Consider the following 25,664-nt stretch of genomic DNA (forward strand, 5'->3'; position numbering starts at 1 on the left):
CTAGTGCGTCGTCGCTAGAACGGCGGCTCGTCCTCCAGGTTGCGCTTCTGCTTCCGCTGGTTGTGCTCCACCACCCTCCGCGTTCGCTTCACTGCTCGGTGCCGGAAGGTGATTCTTCCCAGCGGGCCGTTTGGCGTGGTGATCACCGTGTGGCCGTCTCCGAAGCTAGTCCAGGTTTCCTCCCCGTCGGGGTTGATTGTCACGTCCCAGGCTCCCGTCGTTTTCGCGTTGTGGTGTTTGGTGCAGAGGCAGTGGAGGTTTGAGGTGTCGGTTGGTCCGCCGTTCGGGGCGCTGCCCGGTCCACCGCCCGAGCCGCCATGCACGAAGCGTTTGACGTGGTCTAGCTGGCATTTGTGCGCTGGGGTGTCGCAGCCCGGGAAGCGGCAGGTTCCATCCCGACCCTCCACGCTCGCGCGAATGAGGGGCGTCGGGGTATAGCCGGCGGTAGCGGCCTTCCCCGGAGCCTGCAGGTGGGTTATCCGCTCCATCCACTCCTTCGTGGCCAGCGGGTTGAGCCAGCTGCCGGCCGCCCAAATCTGCGCCTCCGGAGCATCCACCTGGCGGTACAGGTTGAGGTTCACCTCTGCGGTCGCGCTCCCCCTCACCAGGCTCAAAAGCGCCCGCACCCTGGAACAATTCTGCTTGTTCCTCACGCTGTCGAGCGCCTGGATCAGCTCCAGCGCCTCCAGCTTTGGGAGAGTCAGGTAGAACTCGGTGTAGTCGGCCGAGCGGTCGTCGATAGCTAGCCGCGTTGCGGCGCCGAGGACGGCCAGGTCTTCGGTACTGACGCCCTCTACGTCCGAACCCGTGCCGTCTGCGCCATCTGTACCGTCTACCCCGGCTGCGCCATCCGTACCTTCGCCCGCTGGCGAGGTTAGTTCGGCGGGATCGATCGGGCAGGCCAAAGGCTCGTGATCCATGACGATCTTCTTCAGGCGTTGGCGGATCGTACTCTGCCCCAACATCGCCTGGTTAGGCCGAGTGGGCGAAAGTGCTGTGTAGACATCGGCTTCTACAGCGGAGATGTGGGCGTCACTAACAGCAACAAGGCTATGAGCGACGATCCGCCACAGCTCGATAGAGTAGGCCCCGGTTTCCGCCAGCTCCACCAGCGATGGGAAGCGGCGGAAGGTGGTTCCGACGTCGACGAGCTGGACCACTCGGAACTCCGGGAGACCCAGGCGCGCGCCCAGGCGGGTGGTCACGTCAGTGATGCATTCGTCGTCGTGCGGCGTGCACGCCAAGGCGAGGCGCGCGTGGTTGCGGTTGATGTCGCAGATGGCTGCGCTCATCGGGTCGGTGGGGTCGGTAACTTTCCAGAACGGCCCCTGTGGTTGGCCTTGTGATTGGTTATGCGGTGGGTCTGGCGGTGGGTCTTGTGGTGGCCTGTCGGGTGGTGTGGGCTGGTCAAACATCATTCCCCTTCAATGATGGAGGTCCCAGTGCGTCGTGGCTCTTGTGTCGTGGCTCGAATTCCGTGGCTCGTGTCCCGTGGTTTTCCGTACGCGATCAGCATAGAAAACGCCCCGGACAACCCCTCCTAGAAAACCTTCAATAATCGAACACCTGCTCTAACCACCAGGTCTGAGCGGTCTAGCCCCCATCCCCAGCACTTTAGGAAGCGTCAGTCTGCGACTCCTTAATTGCACCCCCGAGCAACACCACAAACACCACCAGCCCCACGGTGATGCAGATGTGTCCCAAGCCAGCAATACCCGAGATCATCGCATTGGATTCCTTGCCCAGCACGGTTAGGCTGCCGTGCCAGATCATCATTGCGACGGTGGTCAGGATGCCGGCGTTGTACAGCCAGTAAAACGCCTGGAAGGACTTCTTATTGCGCGAAAGCCCGAAGAGCTTTTCCAGCGCCAGGAAAACCAAAAACATGATGAACCCGAGCACCAGCAGGTGAGTATGCACCACGCTCAGCTGCGTAAAGTCCCCTTCCGGGAATTCATTAACCCGTGTGAACTCGCGGTAGAACACACCAGCAGCCAAACCCAACGCGAGGTAGAAAACGGCAGCCCAGTACAAAGCCTTCATTGCCTTCATTTGCGCTCCTTAACTAGCAGTGCGGATCTTCTCACCACCCATTCTGCCCCTTTTCCCCAACCGGCTCACCACACCCCACCACACAAAAAGAGAGCCCCACAGCAAAAGCATGGAGCTCTCTGGATCTAGCTACTGCGGATCGCCGATGATGACCATCGCGTTGCGCAGCACGCGGTCGCCCAGGCGGTAGCCGCGACGGAGGACGGTGGCGAGCACCTTGTCGTCGCCACTGCTCGTGTCTTGCACGGCCTCGTGGCAGTTCGGGTCGAACTCGTCGCCTTCCTCGCCGAACTTCTCCACCTTCATGGACGCCATCACAGACTGCAGCTTGTCCGACATGGACTTCAGCGGCCCGGTCAGGTCGCCGTGCTGTTCTGCCATCTCCAGGTCGTCCAGGATCGGCAACAGCTCGGCAGCCACCTCGGCCTTCGCGCCGGTGATCACGCTCGCGCGGTCACGCTCCACGCGGCGGCGGTAGTTGGTGTACTCCGCCGTCACGCGCTGCAGATCCTCGGTGCGTTCGGCCAGCTCGGCTTCGATACTGTTGCTGTCTTCGGGATTGACGCCCTCAGCATCAGCCGCAGCCGCCTCAGCATCAGCCAGACCCTCGTCGACCCCTTGCGCCTCCGCGGCTTCCGCGGCGGCAGCTTCGGCGCTTTCGGCCGAGGTTGCCTCCGGGTCGGTGTTCTCCGGGGCGCCCGGATCCTGATTCAGATCTTCAGCCATTACTTCTTATCATCCTCTGCGGAAGTGTCCTCGTCGACAACCTCGGCGTCCACAACGTTCGGGTCATCGTTTGCGGCGGAGCCTGCGTCCGCACCAGCGCCCTCAGCACCGGCGGCTGCCTCAGCCTCGTAGATGGCCTTGCCCATCTCCTGAGACTCGGCGTTCAGCTTCTCCACTGCATCCTTGATGGCCTCGATGTCATCACCCTTCAGGGCCTCGTCAACAGCCTTGGCTGCTTCCTCGACCTTGTTCTGGGTGTCCTCGTTGACCTTCTCCTTGTTGTCCTCGACGAACTTGCGGGTCTGGTATGCCATGGACTCTGCGGAGTTGCGGACTTCCTGCTCCTCGCGGCGCTTCTTGTCCTCCTCCGCGTGGGTCTCGGCATCCTTGACCATGCGGTCGATCTCCTCCTGGGACAGGCCGGAGCCTTCCTGGATCTTGATCGTGTTCTCCTTGCCGGTCGCCTTGTCCTTTGCGGAGACGGAGACGATGCCGTTGGCGTCAATATCGAAGGTGACCTCGATCTGCGGAACGCCGCGCGGTGCCGGAGCGATGCCCGCCAGCTCGAAGGAGCCGAGCAGCTTGTTGTGCGCAGCCATCTCGCGTTCGCCCTGGAAGACCTGGATCTGCACGCTGGGCTGGCTGTCCTCAGCGGTGGTGAAGGTCTCAGAACGCTTGGTCGGGATGGTGGTGTTGCGCTCGATCAGCTTGGTCATCACGCCACCCTTTGTCTCGATACCCAGGGACAGCGGGGTGACGTCCAGCAGCAGCACGTCCTTAACTTCGCCGCGCAGCACGCCGGCCTGCAGGGCAGCACCCACGGCCACAACCTCGTCCGGGTTTACACCCTTGTTGGGCTCCTTGCCGTTGGTCAGCTCGGTGACCAGCTCGGAGACGGCAACCATGCGGGTGGAGCCACCGACCAGCACGACGTGGTCGATCTCGTCCACGCTAATTTCCGCGTCCTTCAGCACTGCCTGGAACGGGGTCTTGGTGCGGTCCAGCAGATCCTGGGTGATCTTCTGGAACTCGGTGCGGGTCAGGGTCTCATCCAGGAACAGCGGGTTCCTGTCTTCGTCCACCGTGATGTACGGCAGGTTGATGGAGGCCTGCTGGGAGCTGGACAGCTCGATCTTGGCCTTCTCCGCTGCCTCGCGCAGGCGCTGCAGGGCCATCTTGTCCTTGGTCAGGTCCACGCCGTGGCTTGCCTTGAACTTGTCGGCCAGCCAGTCGACGATGCGCTGATCCCAGTCGTCGCCGCCCAGCTCGTTGTCGCCGGCGGTTGCGCGAACCTCAACCACACCGTCGCCGATCTCCAGCAGGGAGACGTCGAAGGTACCGCCACCCAGGTCGAATACCAGGATGGTCTGCTCCTTGTCACCCTTCTCCAGGCCATAGGCCAGGGCGGCTGCGGTCGGCTCGTTGACGATACGCAGGACGTTCAGGCCGGCGATCTGGCCAGCGTCCTTGGTTGCCTGGCGCTGTGCGTCGTTGAAGTAGGCGGGGACGGTGATGACCGCGTCGGTTACATCCTCACCCAGGTAGCTCTCCGCGTCCCTCTTCAGCTTCTGCAGGGTACGGGCGGAGATCTCCGGAGCGGTGTACTCCTTGTCGTCGATGGAGACCTTCCAGTCCGTGCCCATGTGGCGCTTAACGGAGCGGATGGTGCGATCCACGTTGGCTACCGCCTGGTTCTTGGCGGACTGGCCGACCAGCACCTCGCCGTTCTTGGCGAAAGCCACGATGGACGGGGTGGTACGGGATCCCTCGGAGTTGGCGATGACCTTTGCCTCGCCGCCTTCCAGAACAGACACCACAGAGTTGGTGGTGCCCAAGTCAATTCCTACTGCGCGTCCCATATCAGTTCCTCCTATTGTTTCTGGGGCGAATAAAATCTATCGAGCCTTAGTCGAGCGGACTCAACTTCGCCCGTCTCTGCCAACCAGTATCCGCGTTTTTCGCGTCTAGTCAAGCTGACTTGAGTTCGTCTCACTCAACTTGCTCACACCCCTTACAACTCATACCTGCTCAAAGTTGTTCCCACTCGGCTCAACTTTTTTTAAAAAAGCTAGAATTGTGCCCATGTCTTTCCTCAAACGCCTGGTTGGCCGTTCTTCCGGAACGGGTAATGACGCCACCTTCTCTACCCCTCCCGCCCCAGCCGAACCGCCGCATTCCCTGCGGCAACACTTTGCCGTCACCGAACGAACGGAGGGCGATTCCGGCGAATTCACGGTCTACTCGGTGGCCCCCATGGAGTTCGGAGGCGCGGGCGACACAGGAGATTACGACCCGCACACAGCAGCAATTAAGGAGCTCTCCCCCGCGCAGGCGGCCACGAAGGCTGTGCTGTACGTGCTGCCCGGCGGGTTCGTGAACCCGATCAAGCAGCGTAACTGGGACTTCGTCGCCCAGTTGGCGGACGCGGGCGTGCGGGTGGACATCCCCCTCTACGGCCTGCTGCCCGAGCACAACCACGCGGAAGCGCTGCCGTTGATCCGCCGCTGCTATGAGCAGCTGGTGGCAGAACATGGTGCCAAAAACATCACCATTATTGGGGATTCAGCGGGCGGCGGGCTGGCGTTGTCCGCCCTCGCCGCTACCCCCGAGCACACCCAGCAACTAGAGCCGCCGGCACGCCTCATCTTGAATGCCCCGTGGCTAGACATGGACCTCGCCAACCCGCGCATCCCCGACTTCGAGCCGAAAGATGCAATCCTCAACCCCGTGCAGCTGCGCCGCCAGGGCGCACTGTGGGCGGGCGAGATCCCCACGGAGGATCCGCGGGTGAGCCCCCTGCACCTCACTGCCGACCAGCTCCAAGGAGCTTTCGGAAGCTCCGAAATCACGCTCTACTGCGGCGACCGCGATATTTCACTGCCAGACGTGGAGGAGTGGGCGTCAACAATAAAGAAACAAGGAATCACCACTAACCTCAACGTCGCGCGTGGCGAGCAACACATGTACCACCTCGGCAACACCCGCGCAGGCAAGGCGGCGCGACGCGAGCAGATCGGGATCGCCAGCCGCATTTAAACAACACGAATGTTGCCTATTTCGGCAGGTCAACGCTAGATCTACCCCAGGTTCGCGCCAGATCCGCTCGGAATTAGAAAAGTTCAAATAAAGCCCCACTCCCTGATAATCTGCCCCAGTAAGTAATTACTTCATACATAACTGGACTTGCGAGGAGCTTCACATGTACCTGCTGGCAGCAGGGCAGGCGACGTCATCCGATATCCCCTGGGGCATCACCGTCCCGCTGGGAATCATTGGCGCACTGCTATCCCTCCCCGCCTGGGTGTTCTTCATCCGCGGCGCGGCGCAGATCTTTACCACGATCCGACTGGGCCAACCGGCACTGAAGAGGACAGATAACCCCGCCGGCCGACTGATGAACCTGATCAAGGAGATCATCGGTCACACCAAGATGGCCAAGAAGCCAGGCGTGGCAATCGCCCACTGGCTCGTCATGGTCGGCTTCCTGCTGGGAGCCATGGTGTGGTTCGAGGCCTACATTCAGATCTTCAACCCCGAAGGCGGCTGGCCCATCATCGGTAACTGGGCCGTTTACCACTTCGTGGACGAGCTGCTGGGCCTGGGCACCGTCATCGGTATTATCACGCTGATCATCATTCGCCAGAAGATCGGCGACAAGGATAAGAAGGCCCGCTTCTACGGCTCCAACTCCAGCGCGGCTTACTTCGTGGAAGCCGTTGTGCTGATCGAGGGCCTGGGCATGATCTTCGTGAAGGCCTCCAAGATCGCCACCTTCGCCAGCTACGAGGGCGGCCACGCGGCCACCGACTTCTTCACCATGCAACTGGCCAAGATCCTGCCGGAATCCCCGCTGCTGGTCTCCATCTTCGCACTGATCAAGCTGCTGTCCGGCATGATCTGGCTGTTCATCGTCGGTATGAACATCAAGTGGGGCGTTGCCTGGCACCGCTTCATGGCGTTCTTCAACATCTTCCTGAAGCGCAACGCCGACGGCCGTAACGCACTGGGTGCAGCGAAGCCGCTGACCTCCGGTGGCCGCATGCTGACCATGGAAAACGCAGACCCGGAGGAAGACTCGATCGGCGTTGGCAAGATCGACGACTTCACCTGGAAGGGCTGGATGGACTTCACCTCGTGTACCGAGTGTGGCCGCTGCCAGGAGCAGTGCCCGGCTTGGAACACCGCGAAGCCGCTGAGCCCGAAGCTGCTGATCACCAACCTGCGCGACCACGCCATCGAGTCCGCGCCGTACCTGAAGGCCGCACGTAAGGACGAGGCCCACGCAGGTGGCATGTTCTCCGGCGAGGCTGCCGACACTGCCGTTCTGGACGATCCTTCTGTTGACGCCCACGCGGACATGCCGTTGCTGCAGCTGGTTGCTGCGGGCGAGATGGGTGTTATCGACCCCGACGTGCTGTGGTCCTGCACCAACTGTGGTGCCTGTGTGGAACAGTGCCCGGTGGACATCGAGCACATCGACCACATCGTCGACATGCGCCGCTACCAGGTGCTGGTTGAGTCTGACTTCCCGACCGAGCTGGGTGGCCTGTTCAAGAACCTGGAGACCAAGGGCAACCCGTGGGGCCAGAACAACAATAAGCGCTCCGACTGGATCGAGAAGGCCAAGGAAGACGGCATCGAGGTGCCGGTATTCGGTGAGGACATCGAGAACTTCGACGACACCGAGTACCTGTTCTGGGTTGGCTGTGCAGGCGTGTACGACGACAACGCGGTGAAGACCACCCGCGCTGTTGCCGACCTGCTGTACACCGCCGGCGTGAAGTACGCCGTGCTGGGCGAGGGCGAGGGCTGTACTGGTGACTCCGCCCGCCGCGCCGGTAACGAGTTCCTCTTCCAGATGCTGGCAGAGCAGAACATCGAGATCCTGGACAACGCCTTCGAGGGCGTACCGCCGAAGCAGCGCAAGATCGTTGTGACCTGTGCACACTGCTTCAACACCCTGCGCAATGAGTACCCGGAGCTGGGCGGTAACTACCAGGTAGTCCACCACACCCAGCTGCTGAACAAGCTGATCCGCGAGGGTCGCCTGGAGCCAGTATCTGCACCGCAAAACGGCCGCCAGGTCCCCTACCACGATCCTTGCTTCCTGGGCCGCCACAACAAGGTCTTCGAGGCTCCGCGTGAGCTGATCGGCGCTTCCGGCGCCAACCTGGTGGAGATGGAGCGCAACCGCAATACTGGCTTCTGCTGTGGTGCCGGTGGTGCCCGCATGTGGATGGAAGAGGATCTGGGCGAGCGCATCAACCTGAACCGTACGGACGAGGCTCTGGCCACCGGCTCGGACGCCATCGCCATCGGCTGCCCGTTCTGTAAGACGATGATGACCGACGGTGTGAACAACCGTCAGGCCGACATCGAGAACAAGCAGGACCGCACCCAGGTTCTGGATATCGCCCAGATGTTCCGCGAGTCCGTCCTGGTGGACGGCGAGCTGCCTGCACCGAAGTCTCCGGAGTTCCTGGTTGCGCCTGAGCGTGGCTGGGTAGACGAGGAGAAACTGGCCCGCGAGGAAGCCGAGCGCAAGGCCGAGGAGGAAGCCAAGAAGAAGGCTGCCGAGGAGAAGAAGCGCAAGGCTGAAGAGGCCAAGAAGAAGAAGGAAGCCGCTGCCGCCGCTGGTGGCGCTGCTGCTGGTGGCGCTGCCGCGGCGGGTGCTGCTGCGGCTGCCCCGAGTGCTCCAGCTGCTCCGAGTGCCCCGGCTGCGCCGTCTGCTCCGGGTGCTCCGGCTGCCCCGTCTGCACCTTCCGCTGGCGCACCTGCTGCACCGTCTGCACCGTCCGCACCTTCCGCTGGCGCACCTGCTGCACCGTCTGCACCTAGTGCTCCTTCCGCTGGCGCTCCGTCGGCGCCTTCCGCTGGCGCACCAGCAGCCCCGGGTGCTCCTGCTGCCCCGGGCGCGCCTGCTGCTCCTGGTGCTCCTGCTGCTCCGGCCGCACCTGCTGCTCCGTCGGCACCTTCCGCTGGCGCCCCGGCAGCTCCGGGCGCACCTGCTGCTCCTGGTGCACCTGCTGCTCCGGGCGCTCCGGCAGCGCCTGCTGCTCCGGCTGCTGAGTCCAACAAGTCTGCAGAGGCTCCGAAGGCTGAGCAGTCTGCACCGGCTGCACAGCCGGCTCAAGATGGTGGCCCAATCAAGCTGAACGCCACCGCTCCGGGTGCCCCGGGCGCTCCTGCCGCAGCTCCGGCAGCCGCCGCTGGTGCAGGTGCCGCCGCAGCTGGCGCTGGCGCTGCTGCAGCCGCTGCTTCCGACGACTCGGACCAGGCAGAAGCTCAGGACGCCGCTCCGGCCGAGACTGCAGCCGAGTCCGCTGAGGCTCCGCAGGCAGCTCCGGCTGCACCAGCTGCACCAGCAGCTGAAGCCCCGAAGACTGAACAGTCTGCACCGGCGGCTCAGCCCGCACAAGATGGTGGCCCGATCAAGCTGACGGCCACTACTCCGGGCGCACCGGGTGCCCCGGCTCCTGCAGCCCCAGCTGCAGCTGCTGCTCCGGCTGCACCGGCTGCTCCGGCAGAGAATCAGCAGACTGAGGCTCCGTCCGAGGAGCCACAGGCTGAAGTTGAGCAGACTGAGACCGAGCAGGCCGAAGCTGAACAGGCCGAGGAGACCACGGCAGAAGAAGCTCCGGCGCAGCCAGCACAACCGGCACAGCCGGCCAACGATGGCGGTCCGATCAAGCTGACCAACATCGTCCCCGGCGCTCCGGGTGCCCCTGGCGCACCAGGCGCACAGTAAAAGCGACTAGCTCGCACGCTGAATAGCGGCGGCGGGTCCAGCAGAACGCTGGATCTGCCGCCGCTTTTGCTTTAGCCACCAACGTGATGTCCCAAATCTTCCACTTTTGACGTTTTCCACTGAAATGATGACATCGTCAAAACGTCCTGACCTGCACAAAAGAAATAGTTATATAAACAGAGTGGAAGATTTGGGACATTCGCCCGCCAGCCAATCCCGGGGCTGGGAATGTACCCGTGGCGCGCAATATTCTAGAATGAAATCTCATAGAAAGAGCCCGCGCGCACAAGCCTCACGCCCACAGATAGAGGTAGGTTTCCATGACTGACGCTGATTCGAACGACAAGAACAACCCCCTCAACTCGGGGAAGTCCGTCAGCGACGCTGAAGAAACCTCCGTGATGAAGGCTGTCAGCGACTCTGACCTAAACGCTGGTGGCGCAGCTGCTGGCAAAACCTCGGGCACGGCCGCTAACCCCAATACCCCGGAAGCCCAGGAGAACCCCACCAACTCGGAAACCCAGGCAAACCCCGATACCTCAGCCGATAATTCGGCCAACCCTGGAGAAGACGAACAAGAGGAAGAAGAAAAGCCCAAGTCCGGCCTCCGGAAGTTCTTCGGGATCATGCCCTTCTGGGCCTGGGTACTCACCTTGGGCCTGATCGCCACCATCATCGTCGCCATCGGTGCGTTCGCCACCATGCGCTCCACAGAAACCGGCGCCCCCGGAAGCTCCAGCAACACTGAGCAGCTGAAGCCCTCGTACCCGAAGCCCACCACCACCGGAAAGTACGATGACGACGAACCGCCGCCGACCCCAGACGCGGGCCCCGGCTACGGAGGCGGCAACCAGAACTACTACGCACCCCAGGCACCCGTGCAGACGGAGCAGGAAACCCCCACCGAGTCCGAATCCGAAAGCTCCGAGCCGTCTAGCAGCGCGAAGCCCTCTCGCCCGCCACGCGATAACGAGCCCCGCCCTAACCAGCCCAACCGCGGCACTCCTCGCCCCGGCGGCATCGGCGGGGACGCCGGCGGCAACCCCTCCCCTGGCACCGGCAATAACGGAAACGGCAACGGCAATGGCGCCGGCAACGGCCCTGGCAATGGCGCCACGGATCCCGACGAAGGCGCCACCCCGGACGACGACTAACCCACCCGACAGCCACACCTCGACAGGTCGAACCGCGAGGGGGCGTCAATAAAAAAAACTATAAAAATAGCAGCCACAATGGCACAATGGGGAGAATGAGTACCCCCAAACGCCCAAGCGAACTGCGCACGCTGGATCAATCGACGAAGCTGCAAAACGTCCTCTACGAAATTCGCGGCCCGGTGAACACCGAGGCGGAGCGGATGGAGGCCGACGGGCACCGCATCCTGAAGCTCAACACGGGCAACCCCGCGGTGTTCGGCTTCGAGGCGCCGGATGTGATCATGCGCGACATGATCGCCGCGCTGCCGACGGCGCAGGGCTACTCCACGTCGAAGGGCATCATCAGCGCCCGCCGCGCAATCGTCTCCCGCTACGAGGTCATCCCCGGCTTCCCTCAGTTCGACGTCGAGGATGTCTACCTGGGCAACGGCGTATCCGAGCTGATCACCATGACGATGCAGGCGCTGCTCAACGACGGTGACGAGGTGCTGATCCCCTCCCCGGACTACCCGCTGTGGACCGCCTCCACCTCCCTGTCCGGCGGCCGCCCCGTGCACTACCTGTGCGACGAGGAGAACGACTGGATGCCCTCCATCGAGGACATCAAGGCGAAGGTCACGGAGCGCACGAAGGCCATCGTGGTCATCAACCCGAATAACCCGACGGGCGCGGTGTACTCCCGCGAGATCCTGCAGCAGATCGTGGACGTGGCGCGCGAACACTCGTTGCTGATCCTGGCCGACGAGATTTACGACAAGATCCTGTACGACGGCGCCCAGCACATCAACATCGCTTCCCTGTGCCCGGACCTGCTGTGCATCACCTACAACGGCCTGTCGAAGGCGTACCGCGTGGCGGGTTACCGTTCCGGCTGGATGGTGATTACGGGGCCGAAGGGGCACGCAAAGGGCTTCATCGAGGGCGTGAATGTGCTGGCGGGCACGCGCCTGTGCCCGAATGTGCCGGCACAGCATGCGATCCAGGTGGCTATTTCTGGCCGCCAGTCCATCGACGATCTGGTGCTGCCGGGTGGGCGCCTGCTGGAGCAGCGCAACGCAGCCTATGAGGCGCTGAACGAGATCCCGGGCGTGAGCTGCGTGAAGCCGATGGGTGCGCTGTATGCCTTCCCGCGCCTCGATCCGAACGTGCACGAGATCCACGACGACGAGAAGTTCATGTTCGACCTGCTGCGCTCGGAGAAGATCCACCTGGTGCAGGGCACGGGCTTTAACTGGCCGACCCCGGACCACTTCCGCGTGGTTACGCTGCCGTGGGCTCGGGATCTGCGTGCCGCGATCGAGCGCTTGGGTAACTTCCTGGCTAGCTACCGGCAGTAGCTGTTTTTCTTAGCGACGCCCCCTCGCGCCCCAGCTAGTTCTGGAAGTTCAGGTAGGCCTTGGAGGGGGTCGGGCCGCGCTGCCCCTGGTACTTGGAGCCCAGGGCACCGCTGCCGTAGGGGGCTTCCGCCGGGCTGGTCATGGTGAATAGTGCCAGCTGGCCGATCTTCATGCCCGGGTAGAGAGCGATGGGCAGGTTGGCGGTATTGGAAAGCTCCAGTGTGATGTGCCCGGTGAACCCCGGGTCGATGAACCCCGCCGTGGAGTGCGTCAGCAGCCCCAGGCGGCCCAGGGAGGACTTGCCTTCTAGACGGCCGGCCAGGTGAGCAGGGATACTGAAGCATTCCAGGGTCGCACCCAGAACGAACTCGCCGGGGTGCAGGATGAAGGCCTCGTCGTCGGGGACTTCCACCAGGGTGGTGAGTTCCTCTTGCGGCTGCTTCGGGTCGATGTGCGTGTACTTGGAGTTATTGAACACGCGGAACAGGCCGTCGAGGCGCACGTCGATGCTGGATGGCTGGACCATCTGATCGTCGTGGGGGTCGATCGTCAGCTCGCCGGAGTTGATGGCGGCGCGGATGTCTCGGTCTGAAAGTAACACGCTCTATAGCCTAGCGGGTGTGGCGCTGTGCGCAGCCAGCTAGCCGTGTACTAACCCCGCCCCAGCGCCAGGAAGTTCCAGCCCGCGGCTTCCCATTCCTTGCGCGGCAGGCAGTTCCGGCCGTCCAGCACGGTGGGGTTGTCCCCGGCCACCAGCTTGCGGGCCGCTACCGGGTCGAGTTCCTGGAACTGCTTCCACTCGGTTGCCACGATCACGATCTCCGCGCCTTCGAGCGCTTCCTCTACATTCGGAGCGTAGGTCAGCGTGGGGAAGATCTTCGCGGCGTTCTCCATACCCTGCGGGTCGTACACGGTGACGTTCGCGCCGCTCAGGGACAGCGAACCCGCTACGGCCAAGGCCGGGGAATCGCGCACATCGTCGCTGTTGGGCTTGAAAGCCGCACCCAGGACCGTCACGTTCCGGCCAATCAGGGAGCCGCCCAGCGTCTGCCGCGCCAACTCTACCGTCTTCTCGCGGCGACGCATGTTGATGGCGTCCACCTCACGGAGGAACGTCAATGCCTGGTCCGCGCCGAGCTCACCTGCGCGCGCCATGAACGCGCGAATATCTTTCGGCAGGCAACCGCCGCCGAAGCCCAGGCCTGCGCCGAGGAACTTGCGGCCAATGCGGTCGTCCATGCCGATTGCGTCGGCGAGAGCAGTGACGTCCGCGCCGACGATCTCGCACAGCTCCGAAACTGCGTTGATGAAGGAAATCTTGGTGGCCAGGAAGGCGTTGGCGGAGACCTTGACCAGCTCTGCGGTCGGAAGATCCATCACCAGGAACGGAGTGCCTTCGTCGAGCGCGGGGGCGTAGATCTCGCGGGCGAGGTCCTCTACCCGCTGCTGCTCGGCGCGGTCGTCACTGTTGGAGCTATCGCCGCCGAGACCGAGGACGATGCGGTCGGGGTGCAGCGTGTCTTTCACCGCGTGGCCTTCGCGCAGGAACTCTGGGTTCCACGCGATGGTGATTTGGGCATTGTTTGGGGACGCCGCCACGATCTCATCCGCCTTCTGCTGCAGCTCGTGCGCAGTGCCGACCGGGACGGTGGACTTGCCGAAGATGGTGTGGTTGCCACTGGCCAGTGGGGCGAGCGTTTCGATGACGGCATTTACATAGGTGGTGTCCGCGGCATAGGAGCCCTTGCGCTGCGGGGTGCCCACGCCGATGAAGTGGACGTCGGCGAACTCGGCAGCTTCGGCGTAGTCGGTGGTGAAGCGCAGGCGGCCGGCTTCGATGTTGCGGGTGAGGATCTCCGGCAGGCCGGGCTCGAAGAAGGGTACGCGCCCTTCTGAGAGAGCTTGGATTTTCTCCGGGTCGACATCGACTCCGAGCACGTCGTGGCCCATCTCGGCCATGCAGGCGGCGTGGGTTGCGCCAAGGTATCCCGTTCCAAACACTGTCATACGCATAGCAGGCAAATCTACAATTGCTAGGTAAACGGGAGGTGACCTCCAGGTGATCTTGTGCGCAGCGTTTGGTTAACTGCACTTAAGAGCGAGTGAGCGGAAGCTGAGGCGGGACTGTGTATCGAATAGTCGCGCTTTACCGCAGTTTCTGAGTATTTCCGGGAGGCGCGACGCACTATCCCCCCTCAATTCACCCCCAAAGCGAAAGAGGATCGAAGGCTCATATCGGCATATTTTTATGCGTATACCTGGGGAAATGACGTGTGATTCAGGAAATGTTCCCAAGAGTTCGACCATAAGTGACCTATATCACCGAGAAAGTCTCGTCCTCGCTTACCGAAACCCTGAAATCCCTGTTAAGGTAGCTATCTGTTAGGACTTGCCAGCGTTTCAACAGCTTCGTAGCCGGAATCTCTTATGGAAGAGTGAGCGGCGATCAAGGAGCCAAGAGAAACTTAAGTGAAGTCCTTGACTTCGAACCACTCACACTTACAGAAAGGCATTTCAGATGCGTAAGTTCCGCAACGCAGCTCTGGCTGTTGCTACCGCTACCACCGTCGCCATCTCCGGCGTTTCCGTTGCTGCTGCTGAGAATGACGGCCAGACCCCGCCGGCAACCGAGCAGGACGGCGTCTCCGGTTCCTCCAAGCTGTGGGACAAGCTGGAGCTGGACAAGCAGGCCACGGGCGACCAGCTCTTCGGCAAGGAGAACTGGAAGAACAACGAGGAGATCAAGGCAGATACCCCGATGTGGGCTAAGATCGCCGACAGCCTGTTCATCACCACCGCCGCAATCAGCGTCTTCGGCCTGATTGTTGCTCCGATCTACAACTTCCTGCGCTACGGCATCAACCGCTAAGCAGAAGCCAACACACGTCCACTCAAGATAGGAAAAGGAACTTCCATGAAAATTCGCAAGGCTGCTCTGGCTCTGGCCACCGCTTCTTCCGTCGCTCTGACCGGCACCGCTGTTGCAGGTGCTGAGACCGCTGGCTCCGACGCTCCTAAGGATGGCCCCACCCTGAGCTCCAACATCGGTCACAAGCTGGAGAAGCTGGATCCGCTGACCGGCAACCAGTTCTTCAAGCCTTCCAAGGAAAACCCGCTCAATTCTTGGGGCACCCTCCTCTGGGCCGGCCTGGCTGCTGGTATCGCTGGCACCATTGCTAGCGTCATCATCGGCGTTGGCAACTACCTGAAGCACGAGGGCATCATCAACTAAGACCTGTTAGAGCTTTAAGCTCCAGGCTTTGATAGCCAAAGGGGCGGGAACGAGAAATCGTTTCCGCTCCTTTTCGCATGCGCAAACAAAGCTTGCTGATCACGTGTTTCCTACACCGAGTTGAAGAGAGCGTTAAGGCTTAATACCGAAACCCACCTCCGGGGACAGCTTTCGGCATTCTTCACTGAGCTAAAGTAGCTCGGCGCGAAATAAGCGGATAAGAGTGTTCGTCCCAAACGCTCTATAGAGCAAGCAAAGCGGGGAGCATGCCATCATGCACACTCCCCGCTGAGGCCCCTCCCTAATGGATCTCCTGCCCGGCGGCTCCCTCGGCTCACAACCCTAGGGCTAGGGCCAGGCGGCTTAGCCCCTACTTACAGCTCACGATCGGCTGCGGGTCGTAGACCGTGCGCTGGGTCTCGCGGGAAAGCTCCTTGCCCTTCAGGTCCTTCACCACGCGAGTGTCGGTGATGGTGAAGCCCGGCGCGCCAGAGGACGGCGAGCAGTCGTCACCGTCCAACTCCATCTTCTTCGGAGACGTCGGGTTCGTACGCTCGCCCGGAATGGATTCCACATCCACCTGCTTCACACCGTGCAAACGCACGGTGACGGAATCCCCGCTCACGTCCGTGGTGATGCGCACGGGCGTATCAAAGGGGTTCTTAAACTTCAGGTCGATCGCACCCTCGTACACGGTCGCCTCACGGCCTGCCGGGTAGCGGGAAATGTAATAGGAGTGCGGGGTGTGCGCCACGTCCTCCATGCCGGCGAAGTACGAGGCGTTGTACAGAGTGGTTGCGAACTGCGAAATACCGCCGCCGACCGCCTTGCCGGCGTGGCCGTCGATAATAATGCCGGACTCCACAAAGCCCTGAGCACTACCGCGCGGCCCGGTGTGACCATTCAGAGAGAACGTCTCCCCCGGCAGCACAATCGCACCATTCACCATCTCCGCCACGCGGCGAATATTAGTGCCCGAAGGGCCGCTGAAACCACCGGTGGTGAAGGTGCCCACCACATCGTCAAAGTGCGCCTTCTTCGCCTGCTCGGTGGTGTACTCAGCCTTCTTATCCTCGTAGACGACCTCGTGCTCACGCTTCTTCTTATCCAGCGCCTTGCCCTGCAGGTCGCCCAGCGTTTCCTTCCACTTGATCTCCACACCATCCTTGGAAGGCACCACCGTGATATCGTCGCCGTGGAACTCGAAGCTGGCGTCGCGGTACTCCACCTCAGTACTGGAAAGCTGCTCGCTCAGAATCTCCTGCGCCTTCTCCGTGTTCCACTCCGGCAGGAACTCGCCGCCATCCACCTTAAAGGTCAGGATCTCGTGCCAGTTCTGCGGAGTGATCACACCATCGACCTTGTCGCGGCCGTGGAACACCAGGTTCTTCGCCGTCGCCGGCTTCACGTACTGCTTGGCGGCCCGCTCGGCGGCATCCTTGTCCGCATCCGCTGGGGTGATCGTGGCCTCCACGTTCACGCGCCCGTCGGTGTTCAGCCAGTTTTCCCGCACCTCGGTATCCAGCAGTTCCCGGTCCACGGTCTGCCCCGGCTTGTCCTCCTTAATATCCGCCTTACCGTCAGCGCCGACGGACAACTTGGCGTTTTCCGCGTCGCGGGTCAGCTCCCGCTCCACGCGGTTCAGGGATCGGTTCAGACTCTCGTCCGTAATCTTCGAGATAATGCCCACCTCGCGGGTCTCGAAGAAGGAACGGATGCGCGTGATCGGGTTCAGTGGCTGCTGGCCCGCCTGGTCCACCGTGGCACCCCAGTCCACCTGCATGCCGGACTTAGCGGGCTCGATGGTGGAGCTCATGTTTCCCGCTAGGACCGTCACCGGCTGACGGGTGCGTTCGCCCAGGTCATTACGCAAGCGCTGCTCCGCCTGAGACTTATCCACACCACTAATGTCCACGCCGCCGACGGTCACGCCGCGCGGCACCTTGCCCTCACTCATGGCCAAGTCCACGCCGTAGAGGAGGCCCCCCAGGCCAATCAAGCCGACGAAGAACCACGCCCACCACGGAATGCCGCGGCGCTTGCGTGACTTGACGGGCCGACGGCTCCGGTTAGTCTGATCCTGAGAATTCACGCAGGTTAGTGTATCGCGAATCCCCCGATCAGGGAATTCTTTTACTCGGTTACACAGGTACGATTCACAGAATCGCGCACCTGATCCTCAGGGATCCGCCCTTCGTCGATCGCCATGCGGATGGCCTCCACCACATCGGGGATCTCCACGGCCCCCGCTGCGGCAAGCGCCACGTCCGCTCCCGCCGCCAGTGCCGCGACGGCTGCCTCCGGGCCGGGGTAACGATCCGTCACGGCTTTCATGCCCGTTAGGTCGTCGGTGTAAATCACGCCGTCGAAACCTGGGGCGTCATGCTTCGGCCCATAACCGCCTTCCCGCAGCAGCTTGTAGGCCGCAGGGTTCACCGAGGACGGCAAAGGCTCACCCAGCCCCGGCACCTCCACGTGGCCGACCATCACGGCCATGCCCTCAAAATCAACCAGCTCGCGGAAAGGTAGCAGGTCGTTGCCCTGCATCTGCTCCAGCGGCGGGGTGGTCACGGCACCCATGTGCGAGTCACCCGTGGCATGCCCGTGGCCCGGGAAGTGCTTCAGCACCGGGGTCACGCCTGCCTGCTGCAGGCCCTCCGAGTAGGCGCGCGCGTAGTCAGCCGCCACCTTCGGGTCGGCACTGAAGGAGCGCGAGCCGATCGCGTTATCGGAAATCTCCTGCCCACCGGCCAGGTCCACCACCGGCGCGAAGTCCACGGTGATTCCCAGGTCGCGGACTTTCTTGCCATGCTCGGCCATAAGGTCGCGCACCTGCTCGGGGCTCATCGTCTCCGCCATCTGCTGCGCGCTCGGCAGCTCACCGACGATCTCGGAGAGGCGCTGCACCAGCCCGCCTTCCTCGTCCACGCTCACGGTCAGCGGTTCGCCCGCGCGCTCCTCAAGCGCCGCCAAACTACGCGCGGGGTCGCCCTGCCCATTCAGGATGGATCGATCGGTCTGCGAGCCAATGAAAAGGTGGCGCACACCTTCGTCGACGGCTTGTTCTGCTGATTCGTAGGTTGTGACGCCCACAGCAAGCATCCGGCCAGCCATCTCCCTAGGTGTCTTACCCTCCGCCCGGGCACACGCCTGCCGGTTCTCCGCTGGGGGCGCGCTGGATTCGGCAGTGCCGGAGCTTTCGGAGCTCGGCACTGCGGAAGTGGCCGCGGAGGTGGAGGTATCGGCTGGCTGGTCAGTGGGCGTCGATAAGGAACAAGCGCTAGAGGCAACAACAAGAACGAAACCTAAAGCGCCAGCGGCTACGTGTCTACGGGGCATAGTATTAACGTAGTAACAAACGCAACGAGCAGTGCACCAATCGTGCAGTGCCCACCGAGGAGCGATACACATGACCGAGCAGGCAGAACAAGCCCAGCAAGCACACCAGCAGGCTTTCGACGCGAGCGGCGATACCGTCCTGATCGCCTACGACGGCTCCGCCGAAGCCCGCGGCGCCGTGGAGCACGCCGGGCGCTTCCTGTCCGCGAAAAACGCCTACATCCTGACCGTGTGGGAGCCGATCCACCGCCAGGCTGCGCGCGCGGCGGGCATGAGCGGCATGATGCAGCACGATTGGTCCAACGAAACCGGCGAGCAGCCGGAGGACGACGATCCGGCGTACGCAGAGGCAGTGAACATCTGCAACGAGGGCGTGGACCTGGCCAACTCCCATGGTTTTGTTACCGAACCCTTTCTGGTAGAGTCCGGAACAGCTATTTGGAGCGCCATCGTTGACGCTGCCGATGAGCTGGACGTGGATCTGATCGTCACGGGTACCCGTGCCCTGTCGGGTTGGAAATCCTTCCTGCAGTCCAGCGTGTCGGACAGCATCATCAAGAACGCTGGTCGACCCGTATTGATCGTCCCGCCGATCGAAGATGAGGACTAGTTTTCCCAAACGAAGGTCTGTTGGCGTTTCATTGGGTACTATCCACAAGAAGCTAGTACGCTAAAACCACAACAATCCCACTAGGAACAGGAATTAACATGGCTAACGAAACCGCCTCTAACCGTCGCGGCCTGGGCGCACTGGTCGCCTCCGCAGTTGCAGGCCTGGTCCTGGGCGGCGCCGCAACTTTCGGCGCTGGCGCAATGGCCGATACCACTGAACTGCCCACCGACGAACAGATCGCCGTGAACCAGGACAACGCATTCCTGGGCGCCGTCCAGTACGGCGGCCGTATTTCCGAATAAAGGCGCACCATCACGTGCCAAACACGGCGCATCGCCCCCTTTCTCGCCGCGCTTGGGTGTATAGCACCCTCGCGTGGTTTCTTTTCGCATTCCTACAGTCCCCCGGGCTGACCTCGGCCGACACAAAGCTGGACCTGACGGCCAACCCCTGGGGATTCCTCCGCCAAGCGCTGTATCCCTGGACGGATACTTTTCCGCTCGGGCAGCTGCAGAACCAGGCTTACGGGTACCTGTTCCCGCACGGCCTGTTCTTCGCCGTGTTTTCTTTCCTGCCCGGCTGGGTCACGCAGCGCCTGTGGTGGGGGCTGCTGCTAGCGCTCGCGTTCGCCGGCACGGTCCTGCTGCTGCAGCGGCTCGGCATCGGCAGCCGCGGCTCGCGGGTGGTCGCGGGCATTCTCTTCGCGCTCTCCCCGCGGGTCCTCACCACGCTCGGTGCCATTAGCTCCGAGGCGTGGGTGTGCGCGCTGGTGCCGTGGGTGCTGCTGCCCGTAGCAAGTGCGGCGATGCTGGGGCGGGATGCCCAGCTAGACCGCCGCACACGCTCCCACCTGGCAAAATACGCGCTACTTAGCGCCCTAGCCGTACTGTGCCTGGGCGCGGTGAACGCCGTCGCCACCGCCGTGGCCATCCTGCCTGCCGTGATCTTCTGGCTGGGCATGTGCATCCGCCGCCCGCGCGTGGGCCTGTACTTTGCGCTGTGGTGGGTGCCCGCAGGCCTGCTGGCCACGTTCTGGTGGATCGGCCCGCTGCTCCTGCTGGGCAAGTACTCCCCGCCGTTCACGGACTACATCGAGTCCGCATCCCTGACCACCAACTGGATGAACCTCGCGGAGATCCTGCGCGGCACCACCAGCTGGACTCCCTTCCTCTCCTCCGAACGCCAAGGCGGATACGAGCTGGTCGGCGAGCCCGTCTTCGTCGCGGGCACCCTGCTGGTGGCCTTCCTGGGCCTGTGGGGGCTCACCCGCCCGCAGCTGCCTTTCGCCCGCCGCTGGCTGGCGATCCTGCTGCTGGGCGTGGCCGCGATGGTATTCGCCACCGCCCCGATCTCCCCGCTGGCCTCCTGGGGCCGGATTTTCCTGGATGGCGCGGGCGCCCCGCTGCGCAACCTGCATAAGTTCGACCCCCTGGTGCGGTTGGCGCTGGTGGTGGGCATTGCCCACGGCCTGGCGCGCCTGCCCTGGCCGGGGCTTAGCCGCGAACGCTGGGCGCGGTGGCTCCACCCGGAGAAGCACGCGGAGGTTCCCCGCGCCATCGCCATCTGCCTGCTCGTCGTCGTAGTCACCGCCACCGGCTGGTCGGGGCGCATCGCCGCCGCGGACGCCTACCGGAGCGTGCCCGACTACTGGACCGAGGCAGCGGACTGGCTGAACTCGGAAGTCGCCAAAGAAGCCGGAGAAACCCACGCCCCCGCCCGCACCATGATCCTCCCCAAGGCGCGCTTTGCCCGCCAGACCTGGGGAAACACCCGCGACGAACCCGCTCAGCCCCTGTTGGACATGCCGTGGGTCGTGCGCGACTCCGTACCACTTGTGCAACCCGAGGCCATCCGCGGCCTCGACGGCGTGCAGCGGGAGCTGGAAGCCGGCACCGCCATCCCCTCCCTCGCCGCCGCACTATGGCAGCAGGGCGTGGGCTACCTGGCACTGCGCTACGACCTGACCACCGCCGCAGACACCCCAGGCGCCAAGCGGATCGAACGCACCCTCGAGCGCTCCGGCGGCTTCAGCAAGGCCGCCGCCTTCGGCGACGACGAGCAGGTGCGGATCTATCGGGTCGATCCTGTTGCTTCTGACACTGGGGGCACTGGGGGCACTGCGGGTGACCTGCGGATTATTGACGCCGAACGCCTCGACGTCTCCCATTCCAGCGCCGAATCCCTCCCCCGCCTGGCAGCGGCGGACGCGGCCCTGGGTAGGCAGGGTGCGGCGCGGGCGCGTGTGGGGGCGTCACAAGGCAAGGAACTAGAGCTACCCGCGCAAACGGTGACGGACACGCCCGCGCTGCGCGACCACAACTACGGCAACGTGGTGGGCGCGGACAGCGAGATCCGCAGCGAAGACGACCCGGTGCAGGTGCTGAACCCGGTGCGCGACTACCCCGTGCGCGATGCGGACGGGCAGGAGGTTCCGCCGGAGCAGATGACGCGCGTGGAAGGCCGCGGCGAGGTGCGGGTCTCCTCCACCGCCGCGGACCCGACGAGCTTCGGCGGGGCGGAAACGTACTCTTCTGCAACCTCCGCGGTGGATGGTTCACACAGGACCGCGTGGCGGCCGACGGTCGGCAACGTGGCGGGGCAGGACATCGAGTTCCGCATGGACGAGGCATACAACAGGCTGGGCTTGCACCTGGACATTCAGGGCCGGCCTGCGCGTGTGCAGGTGACGACGTACCTTCAGGGCAAGATTGTGTCGGGCACGTCGGCAACCCTCAAGACCGGCGAGACCAACAAGGTGAAGGTGCCCGCCGGGCGGGCCGATGCGATCCGCGTGACGATCGTGGGCTCCTTCGGCGACCTCGGCATATCCGAGGCGAAGGTGCTGGCCAATGGAGAGAAGGACGTCACGCCGCGGCGCGTGCCGACGGTGCCCCCGGTGGACGGCAGCGACGACTCACAGGGCAACGCAGGGGAAACAGGGGCGACACTGAACCGCTGGGTATTCGGCCAGGAAATCAGCGAGTCCGTCATGCTGCGCGCCTTCGAGGTGCCGGAAGCAATCGGCAACGGCGCGGGCGAGCTGCCGGTTGTGGTGCACACCTCCGAATGTACCCGCGAGAACCAGGTGCCCGTGACCATCGACGGCAAGGACTACACCTGTGGTGACACTCTGAACCTACCCGCCGGCAAGCACGTGCTTTCCACCACGGCGCGCTGGGCGGCACTGTCCGTCGCCGAGCCGCTGTACGGCGCGGCGGTGCGGGAAACCCCGGCGGCGCAGCCGGTGGAGCAGGCCAGCCCGCGGGAGCAGCTGGCACCCGGCGAACAGTCCGCCCGCTTGGAGGCCTCGAATAAGAAGCGCGTGCTGTTCAGCCCCTCGCAGGCGAACCCCGGGCGCATCGCCACGCTGGAAGAAGGCGGCGAAACCACGCAGCTCACGCCCATCACGGTGAATGGCTGGCAGCAGGGCTGGATCGTCCCGGAGGGCAAGTCCGGGCTGGTCAAAATCCACTTCGAGGGCACGAAACTATACCGCGCATGGCTGGCCATCGGCCTGGTGGCGGCGCTGGTGCTAGTGGGTCTGTGCATCTTCGTGGTGCGGCGAACCCGCCGGATGCCGGGGCTGCCGGAACGGACGGCAGCAGTGGCAGCAAACGAGACTCAGGCCACGGGGCGCACCCAACGGAGCCGTGCCTTCCGCCGCGCCATCCTGGCGGGCAAGGCCATCACCGGGGCGGCCGCGTTCCTGGCGCTATTGCTATGCATCCGCGGCGCTTGGGGCAGCGGAAACTACTACGCGGGCGGGTTCGTGGTGAACGGCGCGCTCGCAGTCGTGCTGCTGGCCGTGGTGGTCTCTGTCTTGGCATCCCGCACCGAGCGCCACCAGGAATTAATAGACCGGCGCGCGGGCTCCTCCACCAACGAGTAGCTCAGCGCGGCCACCGGCACGCTCAGCACGAAGGTTGCCACCAGCACCAGGGCGGTGTGCCCGCTGAACAGCGGCACGCCCAGCAGCGGAAACACCAGCGATAGCAGCGACATGTGCCACAGGAAGATCGCATACGACCAGCGGCCCAGCGCCTGCATCGGCGCCGACTCCAGGAACTTCGACCGTGGCGCCAGCGTGTAAGGAACGATCAGCGCGGCGGCGAACACCAGGCCGTAAAGCGTTCGGCGGGCAAACTCCGCCGGCGCCGCGTGCGTCAGGCCCTCCGGTCCGTCCGAGGCCGCGACCGCCAGCGCGCCGATGGCCAGCAACCAGAACACCCAGCGAAACTTCGCTACGAATCGCACCTCCGGCAGCTGGTACCGGGCGTCTATACCCTCGGCCCCATCCTTACCCGTGCGCGCGTAGGCACGATCCTGCACGATAGACTCCAGCTCCGCGCCGAGCAGCCCCACCCCGAACCACGCGATAAACGCAGGTGGCATGATGTGCGGGTTCAATCCACCCGGCGCCGGCGGCTCGGCGAACGCGGGAATGAAGGCCCAGCCGAAGCTCGCCGCCGCCACTACGACGATCCACACGATGCGCCATTTTCTTTCTCGACGCCCCCACGCCACCGCAATCACAGGCAGCACCAGGTAGAAAGCCATCTCTACGCACAAGCTCCACAAGTGGGTCAGCCCGCCGATCAGCCCGCCGTCGACGTAGATCTGCACCATGATCACGTTCGAGATCATCTGCCACACCGTCGGCGAGCCCGCAACCGGGAAGAACAGCAGCACAACCGCGACGGTGACCAGGTAGGCCGGGAAGATGCGCCCCAGGCGCTTCACGTAGTAACCCGCCAAGGTCAGCAGATTGTCCTGCGAGGTCGATACCGCAAAGTCCGCGCGGTGGCGGCGCCACAGCAGAAACCCGGAGAGGGCGAAGAACACGGGCACGAAGAAGTCCGTGCGCGCCATCATGCGGTTCAGCAGGTTCCCCGTATCCGCGCCGGTTTGGAACGCAACGTGCGTAATGATGATGCCGGAGCAGGCAATCGCGCGGAGGCCTTCCAGTGCAGGTAGGAAGGGCGCGGGGCGGGCGGAGGGAATCTTCGAGCTCATCGGGATCAGCTTAACCGACCGGCATGCGAAAACACCCCCGAAGACTTTTCTAGAGAAATATTTTAAATCTGCGAAGTATCTAGTTTTGATTGGCTAAAGTATTGGAAGCTTTACAGGCTAACTACAGTCACCGGATAGATATAGACAGATAGAGTCAGGAAACCCCATCCTATGAAGAGAATCCTCTCCTCCGTAGCGATCGTGCTCGGTGTAGCCATGCTGGTCTTTGCCATCGCACTGCCCACCTATGTCGTCCCGAAGGGCAAGGTGCTGCCGCTGGACCTCGTATCCACCACCATCACCCCGAAGACCCCCGGCAACCTGCTGGACTCGGGTGCGCTTGCTGCCGGCAAGCCGGTGGGCAACAACAAGGACAAGCCCGAGTGTAAGGGCGACAACCCGCAGGTGAGCTGCTTCATCAACAAGGACTTGGAGATGCAGTCCCAGCGCTTCACCACCGCCCAGGAGCCTTCGGACAAAGAGGTCGTGACCCTCGAGTCCGGCCAGACCCTGTTCCGCACGGACCGGGAAGAGCCGAAGAACCTGATCCGCGCGTCGATCGACCACATCACCCTGGATCGCAAGACCCAGATGCCCGTGCCGGAGCCGACGTCCTCGATCGAGCTGAACGCACCGGCCCTGGATGCAGCTGCCAACGAGGGTAAGGACGAAGAGGTCGAGGCCTCCGTCGCACCGTTCACCCGCACCGGCATCACCTACCAGTTCCCGATGGGCACGGACCGCAAGTCCTACGACTACTTCGACATGCAGATCCTGAAGACCCAGCCGATCGACTACGTCGGTGAGGAAGAGCAGGACGGCGAGAAGGTCTACCGCTTCGAGCAGACCGTTCCCCCGACCGAGCTGTACCCGGCTCTGCGCGAGCGCCTGGAGGCCGACGGCGAGCTGTCCAAGGGCGACAAGGGTACCCTGGCCGCGCTGCGTCTGAAGTTCCCGGCGAAGGTCTGGGGCATCGACCCGGACGACATCAAGAACAAGGGCGACGAGAAGGCCGAGGAGAAGAAGGAAGACGAGAACGGCGAGGAGGGCGAAGACGGCGAGAAGGAAGAGGACCTCGGCCCCGAGGTTGAGCTGTCCCGCTACTACACCGTCCACCGCGTGCTGCGCGTGCAGCCGGATACCGGCGTGATCGTCAACGGCTCCGAGGAAGTCTTCCAGTACTACGCGCAGGACGACGAAGAGGCGCAGGAGATCTTCGAGAACAAGGAAGAGGAGATCAACAACCCGACCCGTACCGCCGTGTACTTCCCGGGCGCGTGGGATGACGAGTCCCGCGACGGCCAGATGAAGAAGGCCACCGACGGTCTGCAGAAGATCAAGCTGATGGGCACCATCCTGCCGTGGATCCTGGGCGTGGTTGGCTTGATCCTGCTGGTAGTCGGTTGGATCGCTCACCGCTCCGCTCGCCTGGCAGCTAAATAATTCC

18 protein-coding genes and 1 pseudogene are annotated in these 25,664 nt (G+C 63.3%); 10 read left to right on the forward strand and 9 right to left on the reverse strand.

The genetic code is table 11. The features are described from left to right. Positions 1-14 precede the first annotated feature (14 nt). From HMPREF3166_RS06770 to dnaK, 4 genes are all read right to left on the reverse strand, one after another. A complete protein-coding gene (locus HMPREF3166_RS06770; RefSeq protein ID WP_083293838.1) occupies positions 15-1,292 on the reverse strand; it encodes an HNH endonuclease signature motif containing protein in 1,278 nt (425 codons plus the stop codon). Between the two features lie 322 nt (positions 1,293-1,614). After that, entirely contained in the window at positions 1,615-2,052 is a 438-nt protein-coding gene (locus HMPREF3166_RS06775) for a DUF2871 domain-containing protein (RefSeq protein ID WP_371327265.1), read from the reverse strand. A 129-nt stretch (positions 2,053-2,181) separates the two neighbouring features. Then, positions 2,182-2,778, reverse strand: coding sequence for a nucleotide exchange factor GrpE (gene grpE, locus HMPREF3166_RS06780; protein ID WP_070488351.1), 597 nt, complete (start codon positions 2,776-2,778; stop codon positions 2,182-2,184). Continuing rightward, positions 2,778-4,637, reverse strand: coding sequence for a molecular chaperone DnaK (dnaK, locus tag HMPREF3166_RS06785; protein WP_035012251.1), 1,860 nt, complete (start codon positions 4,635-4,637; stop codon positions 2,778-2,780). The genes grpE and dnaK overlap by 1 nt, the downstream gene beginning before the upstream one ends. 223 nt (positions 4,638-4,860) lie before the next feature. Here dnaK and HMPREF3166_RS06790 point away from each other — a divergent pair, with 223 nt between their 5' ends. From HMPREF3166_RS06790 to HMPREF3166_RS06805, 4 genes are all read left to right on the forward strand, one after another. After that, positions 4,861-5,814, forward strand: a complete 954-nt coding sequence (locus HMPREF3166_RS06790) for an alpha/beta hydrolase fold domain-containing protein (protein ID WP_070488353.1) — start codon at positions 4,861-4,863, stop codon at positions 5,812-5,814. 163 nt (positions 5,815-5,977) lie between these two features. Further along, positions 5,978-9,526: a (Fe-S)-binding protein gene (locus HMPREF3166_RS06795; RefSeq protein ID WP_070488355.1), complete on the forward strand. Its 3,549-nt coding sequence runs from the start codon at positions 5,978-5,980 to the stop codon at positions 9,524-9,526. Between the two features lie 320 nt (positions 9,527-9,846). Beyond that, the gene (locus tag HMPREF3166_RS06800; protein ID WP_070488357.1) at positions 9,847-10,680 is read left to right on the forward strand and encodes a hypothetical protein; all 834 of its coding nucleotides are present in this window, start codon (positions 9,847-9,849) and stop codon (positions 10,678-10,680) included. A 95-nt stretch (positions 10,681-10,775) separates the two neighbouring features. Continuing rightward, positions 10,776-12,020 carry a pyridoxal phosphate-dependent aminotransferase gene (locus HMPREF3166_RS06805; RefSeq protein WP_193393354.1) on the forward strand — a complete coding sequence of 415 codons (1,245 nt, stop codon included), beginning with the start codon at positions 10,776-10,778 and terminating at the stop codon, positions 12,018-12,020. A gap of 34 nt (positions 12,021-12,054) precedes the next feature. Here HMPREF3166_RS06805 and dcd read toward each other — a convergent pair whose 3' ends face one another. Together dcd and HMPREF3166_RS06815 are read right to left on the reverse strand one after the other, a co-directional pair. Continuing rightward, complete coding sequence (gene dcd / locus HMPREF3166_RS06810) at positions 12,055-12,621, reverse strand: dCTP deaminase (protein ID WP_070488359.1); 567 nt, start codon at positions 12,619-12,621, stop codon at positions 12,055-12,057. A 50-nt stretch (positions 12,622-12,671) separates the two neighbouring features. Then, complete coding sequence (locus tag HMPREF3166_RS06815; RefSeq protein ID WP_070488361.1) at positions 12,672-14,033, reverse strand: UDP-glucose dehydrogenase family protein; 1,362 nt, start codon at positions 14,031-14,033, stop codon at positions 12,672-12,674. A gap of 505 nt (positions 14,034-14,538) precedes the next feature. Between HMPREF3166_RS06815 and HMPREF3166_RS06820 the strand changes: the two genes are divergently transcribed. Next, positions 14,539-14,889, forward strand: a complete 351-nt coding sequence (locus HMPREF3166_RS06820; protein ID WP_070488363.1) for a hypothetical protein — start codon at positions 14,539-14,541, stop codon at positions 14,887-14,889. Between the two features lie 45 nt (positions 14,890-14,934). Then, the gene (locus HMPREF3166_RS06825) at positions 14,935-15,252 is read left to right on the forward strand and encodes a hypothetical protein (protein WP_070488365.1); all 318 of its coding nucleotides are present in this window, start codon (positions 14,935-14,937) and stop codon (positions 15,250-15,252) included. Between the two features lie 370 nt (positions 15,253-15,622). Here HMPREF3166_RS06825 and HMPREF3166_RS06830 read toward each other — a convergent pair whose 3' ends face one another. Beyond that, positions 15,623-17,344 carry a VanW family protein gene (locus HMPREF3166_RS06830; protein WP_070488367.1) on the reverse strand — a complete coding sequence of 574 codons (1,722 nt, stop codon included), beginning with the start codon at positions 17,342-17,344 and terminating at the stop codon, positions 15,623-15,625. Positions 17,345-17,385: 41 nt separating this feature from the next. Then, complete coding sequence (locus HMPREF3166_RS06835; RefSeq protein WP_070488369.1) at positions 17,386-18,591, reverse strand: glycoside hydrolase family 3 N-terminal domain-containing protein; 1,206 nt, start codon at positions 18,589-18,591, stop codon at positions 17,386-17,388. A 70-nt stretch (positions 18,592-18,661) separates the two neighbouring features. On the opposite strand from HMPREF3166_RS06835, the gene HMPREF3166_RS06840 reads away from it, so the two are divergent. The 3 genes and pseudogenes from HMPREF3166_RS06840 to HMPREF3166_RS10325 form a co-directional block, all read left to right on the forward strand. After that, a complete protein-coding gene (locus HMPREF3166_RS06840; RefSeq protein ID WP_049050193.1) occupies positions 18,662-19,201 on the forward strand; it encodes a universal stress protein in 540 nt (179 codons plus the stop codon). Positions 19,202-19,299: 98 nt separating this feature from the next. Continuing rightward, a complete protein-coding gene (locus tag HMPREF3166_RS06845; RefSeq protein ID WP_005297166.1) occupies positions 19,300-19,506 on the forward strand; it encodes a DUF2613 domain-containing protein in 207 nt (68 codons plus the stop codon). Between the two features lie 56 nt (positions 19,507-19,562). Continuing rightward, a pseudogene (locus HMPREF3166_RS10325) lies at positions 19,563-21,584 on the forward strand (DUF3367 domain-containing protein); the annotation flags it as partial. A 1,373-nt stretch (positions 21,585-22,957) separates the two neighbouring features. On the opposite strand, the gene HMPREF3166_RS10000 reads toward HMPREF3166_RS10325, so the two are convergent. Continuing rightward, positions 22,958-24,217 carry an acyltransferase family protein gene (locus tag HMPREF3166_RS10000; protein WP_083293840.1) on the reverse strand — a complete coding sequence of 420 codons (1,260 nt, stop codon included), beginning with the start codon at positions 24,215-24,217 and terminating at the stop codon, positions 22,958-22,960. A 171-nt stretch (positions 24,218-24,388) separates the two neighbouring features. Between HMPREF3166_RS10000 and HMPREF3166_RS06860 the strand changes: the two genes are divergently transcribed. After that, the gene (locus HMPREF3166_RS06860; protein ID WP_070488373.1) at positions 24,389-25,660 is read left to right on the forward strand and encodes a PorA family protein; all 1,272 of its coding nucleotides are present in this window, start codon (positions 24,389-24,391) and stop codon (positions 25,658-25,660) included. The last annotated feature ends 4 nt before the right edge of the window (positions 25,661-25,664 follow it).

The sequence above is a fragment of the Corynebacterium sp. HMSC08A12 genome (assembly GCF_001807485.1).
Classification (GTDB): Bacteria; Actinomycetota; Actinomycetes; order Mycobacteriales; family Mycobacteriaceae; genus Corynebacterium; species Corynebacterium evansiae.

Bases quoted from the DNA above. Each gene is read 5' to 3' on its own strand.
- HMPREF3166_RS06770 (WP_083293838.1), bottom strand. From the start codon at position 1,292: ATGAGCGCAGCCATCTGCGACATCAACCGCAACCACGCGCGCCTCGCC.
- HMPREF3166_RS06775 (WP_371327265.1), bottom strand. From the start codon at position 2,052: ATGAAGGCAATGAAGGCTTTGTACTGGGCTGCCGTTTTCTACCTCGCG.
- grpE (WP_070488351.1), bottom strand. From the start codon at position 2,778: ATGGCTGAAGATCTGAATCAGGATCCGGGCGCCCCGGAGAACACCGAC.
- dnaK (WP_035012251.1), bottom strand. From the start codon at position 4,637: ATGGGACGCGCAGTAGGAATTGACTTGGGCACCACCAACTCTGTGGTG.
- HMPREF3166_RS06790 (WP_070488353.1), top strand. From the start codon at position 4,861: ATGTCTTTCCTCAAACGCCTGGTTGGCCGTTCTTCCGGAACGGGTAAT.
- HMPREF3166_RS06795 (WP_070488355.1), top strand. From the start codon at position 5,978: ATGTACCTGCTGGCAGCAGGGCAGGCGACGTCATCCGATATCCCCTGG.
- HMPREF3166_RS06800 (WP_070488357.1), top strand. From the start codon at position 9,847: ATGACTGACGCTGATTCGAACGACAAGAACAACCCCCTCAACTCGGGG.
- HMPREF3166_RS06805 (WP_193393354.1), top strand. From the start codon at position 10,776: ATGAGTACCCCCAAACGCCCAAGCGAACTGCGCACGCTGGATCAATCG.
- HMPREF3166_RS06815 (WP_070488361.1), bottom strand. From the start codon at position 14,033: ATGCGTATGACAGTGTTTGGAACGGGATACCTTGGCGCAACCCACGCC.
- HMPREF3166_RS06820 (WP_070488363.1), top strand. From the start codon at position 14,539: ATGCGTAAGTTCCGCAACGCAGCTCTGGCTGTTGCTACCGCTACCACC.
- HMPREF3166_RS06825 (WP_070488365.1), top strand. From the start codon at position 14,935: ATGAAAATTCGCAAGGCTGCTCTGGCTCTGGCCACCGCTTCTTCCGTC.
- HMPREF3166_RS06835 (WP_070488369.1), bottom strand. From the start codon at position 18,591: ATGCCCCGTAGACACGTAGCCGCTGGCGCTTTAGGTTTCGTTCTTGTT.
- HMPREF3166_RS06840 (WP_049050193.1), top strand. From the start codon at position 18,662: ATGACCGAGCAGGCAGAACAAGCCCAGCAAGCACACCAGCAGGCTTTC.
- HMPREF3166_RS06845 (WP_005297166.1), top strand. From the start codon at position 19,300: ATGGCTAACGAAACCGCCTCTAACCGTCGCGGCCTGGGCGCACTGGTC.
- HMPREF3166_RS10000 (WP_083293840.1), bottom strand. From the start codon at position 24,217: ATGAGCTCGAAGATTCCCTCCGCCCGCCCCGCGCCCTTCCTACCTGCA.
- HMPREF3166_RS06860 (WP_070488373.1), top strand. From the start codon at position 24,389: ATGAAGAGAATCCTCTCCTCCGTAGCGATCGTGCTCGGTGTAGCCATG.